Here is a 6235-nt window from a genome sequence, read left to right as displayed (position 1 = left end):
CCGTAAGGTTCAGATGAAAGTACTGGTCCTACAATTGCAAATGCCTTAGGTGTAGAAGATTTAGCAACCAAGCCAGCTAAAATATTATCATCCATAACAAATGCGGCAGCACGGCCAGATGCCATCATGGCAAAAGAGTCTGCATGATCTTTACCATAAATATTTTGGACATTAATTGACTGACCCTTTTCATTCATCTTAATGTATTTATCAGATGTTGTGCCTTGAGTTGTTACAACTGCCTTGCCGTTTAAATCTGCCAAACTCTTAATGCCAGAGTTGGCTTTAACAGCCATACGTACTTCTGTTGCATAATAGTTAGTTGAGAAACCCACTTGTTCTTGGCGTTGCTTAGAGTTTGTGGTCGTACCACATTCCATATCGATATTACCTGCTAAAAGTTCAGGAATACGTGTTGATGAAGTTACTGCCTTGTATTCAACTTTTAGCCCAGGCATTTTCAATTCTTTTTTAATGTCATTTGCAAACTGGTTACAGATATCGACTGCATAACCTACTGGTTTACCTGCAACAACATATGAAATTGGGTCAGAAGATTCTCGGTGGCCAATAACGATTTTTCCGCTGCTTTTAATTTTAGCTAATGTATCTGCTGCCTGAATTTGAGAAGTAGCACCAACCGTACAAAGCATAAATGTTGAAATAATGAGAGAGGTTGCAGAACGTTTCATAAGAACTCCTTGATGATCATTCTCTCTATTTATCTATAGAATCATTCATATAGAGCAATAGAGTGATTTATTATTAAATTGCAATTATCGCGCCAACTTTTCCAAGTAGGACACATCCATTTGCTTCACTTATTTTATTCAGTCTGTTTTGCAGAGTTAATACCTTTAAAACTGCTAACATGTTTCTACTTTAATCTATGTTTTAATCTTCTGTCTATTATTAAGCTCATCTATTTACACTTAAATGTGGCAATTATTGATTACAATGTAAACACATGCACAATAAAGTGGCTTAACTTCAACTAAAAACTGTTTTTAGAAAAATTGTATTTTGCAAAAAATTATAAAAATTAAAATTATTAAGTATTTAGAATAAGTTTGAATAATGAGCTAAATAAAGAAGTTGCGGGAGTAAAATAATATATGCAAATGGTTTAATAAAAATCATTTAGAAAATTGATAGTAATATTTAAGTTGATGACTAAACTTAGAAATATTACAAAAATGCCCTGAGAAAATCAGGGCATTTTATAAAGTTTAAATTCCTCGCCAATCTACGCGTGCGTTTCTTTCGGTTTGATATATTCTTAAAACATATTGGCCTAGAGGTAAATCAAGCAAATATTTTTGATAGTTGCTCCATTCCTCAGAAACCTCTTCTGCTTCTTCACGCTCCCATGGCGTACCCTTCACCTCTAACAATGGTGCAAGCATCGAACACACAGAAATATCAGCAAGGCTTAAGCGATCACCCACCATGTAGCGTGCTTGATTTTCTATGAGATAGCGGTTTAATTCATTTATGAGTTCATCCATCTGCTCTTTGGATTGGCCCACCAACTCCTCTTCAAGTTTATAGTTCTTCTTTACGAGTGTTTTGAGAAAAGGTTTCGATATTTTTTCAAACTGACGTAAATAGCCTTGTTCACCCATCATAATTTCTAAAGCGTGGTCTCCTTGCGCCAACGTATGAGCTAGAGCCCAACGGCGCACATGTATACCAAGCTCATCAGCTAAACTATCAATTTTAAGAGTTTGTTGTCTAAGTTGCTCATCACGACGCAAAAGCGCGTGTTCTGGGTAGGTATCATCCAGATAAAGTGCAATCTTGGTTGATTCAGCAATCCATTGATGGTCATCTTTCAAAATTGGCAATAAATTTTGGCCTGTTTTGAGTTGTGCAAAAGCACGATGAAACCCTGGAATTAAGTTATGAGCCACATAATCAAGTTCTTTATGGTCTAACAACCAGCGAGCTTTTTCACAATAATGGGACAAAGGAAACTGATACAAAACCCGCATAAAATCTCCACGTTTATTTTTATTTGACTATTTGTACAAAAATGGTCGATGGTAAGTAGATACTTTAGAAGCTATTTTTATTTAAAACAATGGATATTGTGCTCATTTTTTGCTGACAGTTAGGTCTATTTTTTTATATCTTTTTTTACCGTACTTATTGCTCTTTTTCATATTAAAACTAATTTTATTATCAATTTTTCGCATAAAAACTATAAATTATTGATTTATAAATACTTTTAATATCTCTATTTCTCCATTAAAAATCAAAAAAAATGCTTTGCACTTTATTTCATAAGCTGAGCATAAGTCCTCGTTTAGTGGAAAAATATTTCTTTTGTAAGGTAATGACAGCAATACAAGGTGTCATTATGTCTAATTCTCTATCTAAAACGACGGCATACGTCCAAATCATTCAAAATGATCAACAAGCCATTAATGCTGCTTATCAAGTGGCTGATTATGCTTTAGAGGGTCGTAATACACGTGATCAACAACGCTTATTACCGCATGAGCAAATCGAAAGCTTTAGCCAAAAAGGCTTAGGCGGAATTCGAATTTCGAAAAAATATGGCGGAGCTTTTGTTTCCAATAAAACACTAGCTCAGGTTTTCCGTATTTTAAGTAAAGGTGATGCGAACGTTGGTCAGATTCCACAAAATCAGATTAGCCTTTTGAACCTGATCGAAATTATGGGCACAGAACAACAAAAACAATTTATCTTTTCAGAAATATTGGCAGGAAAACGTCTTGCTAACGGTGGACCAGAACGTAATACACATGACTCAAAAACTTTAAAAACCACACTCACCATTGAAAACAGCAAATATATTTTAAACGGCGAAAAGTTTTATTCGACAGGTACAAGTTTTGCGCATTGGCTCGCAATTAAAGCGGTTCATCCCGAAGGTCATGTGGTTTTAGTCATTGTGAATCGAGAAGCTCAAGGTATTGAAGTCATTAATGACTGGAATGGATTTGGTCAGCGTACTACAGCGAGTGGTACAGTTAAATTAAATCAAGTTGAAGTTAATCCAGAACTCATTTTTGATGAACGCTTATTAACTAAAGCCCCTACCTATCGCGGTGCTTATTCTCAGTTATTACAAGTTGCCATTGATGTGGGGATTGCAGAAGCTGCATTTGACGATACTTTATCGACTATTCATAAAGCACGCCCAATTATTGATGCAAATGTTGAAAAAGCCAGCTTTGAACATTACACCCTGCAAGAAGTAGGTAAGTTAAATATTTTGCTCGATGCTGCAATTTTACTGCTTGATGAAGCTGCTGAATATTTAGATGAACTCGACCACCTTGAAACTGTGACTGATGAACAAGTAGCTAAAGCTTCAATTTTGGTCGCAGAAGCAAAAGTCTATGCCAATGATGCGGCTCTACAAATCTCTGAAAAATTGCTGGAACTAGGCGGTAGCCGTTCAAGCTTAAGCCAACACAATTTAGATCAACATTGGCGAAATGCCCGTGTACATACCTTACACGACCCTGTTCGCTGGAAATTACATGCCATTGGCAATTATTACCTTAATAGTCATTTCCCTGCCCGCCATGCCTGGATTTAAGGAGAAATTGTCATGACTTCATATCAATCGGTTCAAACAAAACAAACATCGGCATCTGGCCAAGCGCACATTATTCAAAATGATGCTGAAGCTTTAGAAATTGCAAAACAGTTTGCTGAGCAATTTAAAAAAACCGCAGTTGAGCGAGACTCTAAACGAATTTTACCCTATACCGAAATCGATGCATTGAGCCAATCTGGTCTTTGGGCAATTACAGTACCAAAGCAATATGGCGGTGCCGAAGTTTCAAGCCATACCGTTGCTAAAGTGATTGCTCTTTTAAGCGGTGCAGATGGTTCAATCGGACAAATTCCACAAAACCATTTCTATGCCTTAGAAGTATTGCGCAATACAGGCACAGAAGCTCAAAAACAACGTTTATATAGCGAAGTTTTAAATGGCACTCGTTTTGGTAATGCACTTGCCGAGTTTAAAACTAAAACTTCAACTCACAAACAAACTAATATCCGTCCTCACGAAAATGGATATCTCATTCAGGGTGAAAAGTTTTACTGCACAGGAAGTTTATTTGCTCACCGTATTCCAACCTTAGTTTTAGACGATGCGGGTCGAGAGTATCTAGCCTTTGTAAAAAGTGGTTCACAAGGATTGAAACTTGTTGATGACTGGTCTGGCTTTGGGCAGAAAACCACAGGCAGCGGCACAGTTAAATTTGATCAGGTTTTTGTCGATGCAGATGATGTTATTCCTTTTGATACTGCATTTTTACAACCAACCTTAGTAGGCCCTTTTGCCCAAATTATGCATGCATCAATTGAGGTAGGCATTGCACGTGGAGCCTTTGAAGAAAGCTTGCAAAGAGTGCATCAAGCCCGCCCATGGATTGATTCAAATGTAGAAACGGCAAACCAAGATCCTTTAACGATTTATGAGCTAGGACGCATTGCCGTAGATGTACGGGCAAGTGAAGTGCTATTAAAACAAGCTGCTCAATCAATTGATGCCGCAAAAATTGAAACCACACCTGAAAGTATTGCTAAAGCTTCAATTGATGTGGCCAAAGTGCGTGCTCATAGTAGCGATACCGCACTAAAAGCATCGTCTAAGCTGATTGAACTTACTGGTAGTCGTGGTAGTCAATCACAAGATGGTCTAGACCGTTTCTGGCGCAATGCACGTGTGCATACGTTGCATGATGCCGCACGATGGAAATATTACTTTATTGGGAACTATGTTCTTAACGGTGTTCTACCACCTCGTCGGGGGACATTGTAATGGCTGATTTTAAAGCAAAAGAGATTTTATTAAACGCCTTTGACATGAACTGTGTTGGACATATCAATCATGGCTTATGGACACATCCACGTGATGAATCACACCGCTTTAATGAACTGAGCTATTGGACAGAACAAGCCAAAACTCTAGAAAGTGGTTTATTTGATGGTTTATTTATTGCGGACATTACAGGTGTCTATGACGTCTATCAAAACGGTATTGATCTGACTTTAAAAGAGTCAATTCAGCTTCCGAGCCATGACCCATCTACACTCATTTCTGCTATGGCGGCAGTCACTCAAAACTTAAGTTTTGGGGTCACTGTGAACTTAAGCTATGAACATCCATATCAATTTGCCCGCCGCTTTGCGAGTCTCGACCATTTAACTCAAGGTCGTATTGGCTGGAATATCGTGACAGGTTATCTAGATAGTGCCGAACGATTAATTGGTCAAAAAGGTTTAAAAGACCACGATGCTCGCTATGAACAAGCCGAAGAATTTTTAGAACTTTGCTACAAGTATTGGGAAGGCTCATGGGAAAACGACGCCGTTAAAAAAGATAAAGCACAGCGTATTTTTACAGATCCATCTAAAGTTCACACCATTCACCACCAGGGAAAATATTACCAGAGTGAAGGTGTTTTTCAGGTGTCTCCTTCTGTGCAACGCACCCCAACACTCTTTCAAGCAGGTGCTTCACCAAAAGGCATGCAGTTTGCGACTCGTCATGCTGAGTGTGTATTTATTGGCGGCGACAAACCCGAAAAAATACGCGAACAAGTGAAAAAGATTCGTGCTCTTGCAGAACAGCAAGGCCGTTCAGCGGATGACATTAAAGTCTTTGTTGGTATAACCGTTGTTGTTGCCGAAACACATGATCTCGCTGTACAGAAACTTAATGAATATCGTCAGTATGCAAGTCCTGAAGCAGGCTTAGCGCATTATGCGAGTTCAACTGGCATCGACTTAAGTAAATTTGCCGACGATGAAGCGATTCCTTACCAAAAAAGTAACAGTATTGTTTCGATTACCGAAAAATTTAAAGAGCAACAAATCACGAAAAATGACTTAAAAGCTCAGCATGTTTTAGGTGGTCGTTATCCCCTCATCGTGGGTAGTGGCGAAGAAGTTGCTGAATACTTAATTCATCTTTTAGATGAAACAGATATTGATGGCTTTAATTTGACACGTACAGTTGCACCTGAGTCTCACCACGACTTTATTCGCTTGGTTATTCCTGAGCTACAACAACGTGGTCGTTATAAAACTGCATATAAAACGGGTTCACTGCGGAACAAAATTTTTAATCGGGGTGATCAATTACCAAAACAACACCCTGTTCAAGCGTTCCGATGTAGTCCCTATAACAACAGCAAAAACCTAACAACAATTGAAGAAATAACCGCTTAAATTTGGAGATAGA

The 6235-nt window shown here is 38.2% G+C and carries 5 protein-coding genes; 3 read left to right on the top strand and 2 right to left on the bottom strand.

The genetic code is table 11. The features are described 5' to 3' along the window. Together UC75_RS01690 and UC75_RS01685 are read right to left on the bottom strand one after the other, a co-directional pair. Positions 1–692 (bottom strand): amino acid ABC transporter substrate-binding protein (locus tag UC75_RS01690; protein WP_228137015.1); only part of this gene is annotated, 692 nt, incomplete at its 3' end. Positions 693–1229: 537 nt separating this feature from the next. Then, on the bottom strand, positions 1230–1994 hold the full coding sequence (locus UC75_RS01685) for a glutathione S-transferase family protein (RefSeq protein WP_049836482.1): 765 nt from the start codon (positions 1992–1994) through the stop codon (positions 1230–1232). Positions 1995–2338: 344 nt separating this feature from the next. On the opposite strand from UC75_RS01685, the gene UC75_RS01680 reads away from it, so the two are divergent. Genes UC75_RS01680 through UC75_RS01670 form a run of 3 tightly spaced genes read left to right on the top strand, consistent with a single transcriptional unit; the run spans position 2339 to position 6222 of the window. After that, positions 2339–3574 (top strand): SfnB family sulfur acquisition oxidoreductase, encoded by a 1236-nt coding sequence (locus UC75_RS01680; RefSeq protein WP_128825107.1) that lies wholly within the window; start codon positions 2339–2341, stop codon positions 3572–3574. A gap of 12 nt (positions 3575–3586) precedes the next feature. After that, a complete protein-coding gene (locus tag UC75_RS01675) occupies positions 3587–4810 on the top strand; it encodes an SfnB family sulfur acquisition oxidoreductase (protein ID WP_049836480.1) in 1224 nt (407 codons plus the stop codon). Continuing rightward, a complete protein-coding gene (locus tag UC75_RS01670) occupies positions 4810–6222 on the top strand; it encodes an LLM class flavin-dependent oxidoreductase (protein ID WP_049836479.1) in 1413 nt (470 codons plus the stop codon). Before UC75_RS01675 ends, UC75_RS01670 begins: the two co-directional genes overlap by 1 nt. The last annotated feature ends 13 nt before the right edge of the window (positions 6223–6235 follow it).

This window comes from Acinetobacter sp. V2, assembly GCF_001188385.1.
Taxonomy (GTDB): Bacteria; Pseudomonadota; Gammaproteobacteria; order Pseudomonadales; family Moraxellaceae; genus Acinetobacter; species Acinetobacter oleivorans.
This window is presented reverse-complemented; position numbering and strand designations above follow the sequence as displayed.

Bases quoted from the DNA above. Each gene is read 5' to 3' on its own strand.
- UC75_RS01685 (WP_049836482.1), bottom strand. From the start codon at position 1,994: ATGCGGGTTTTGTATCAGTTTCCTTTGTCCCATTATTGTGAAAAAGCT.
- UC75_RS01680 (WP_128825107.1), top strand. From the start codon at position 2,339: ATGACAGCAATACAAGGTGTCATTATGTCTAATTCTCTATCTAAAACG.
- UC75_RS01675 (WP_049836480.1), top strand. From the start codon at position 3,587: ATGACTTCATATCAATCGGTTCAAACAAAACAAACATCGGCATCTGGC.
- UC75_RS01670 (WP_049836479.1), top strand. From the start codon at position 4,810: ATGGCTGATTTTAAAGCAAAAGAGATTTTATTAAACGCCTTTGACATG.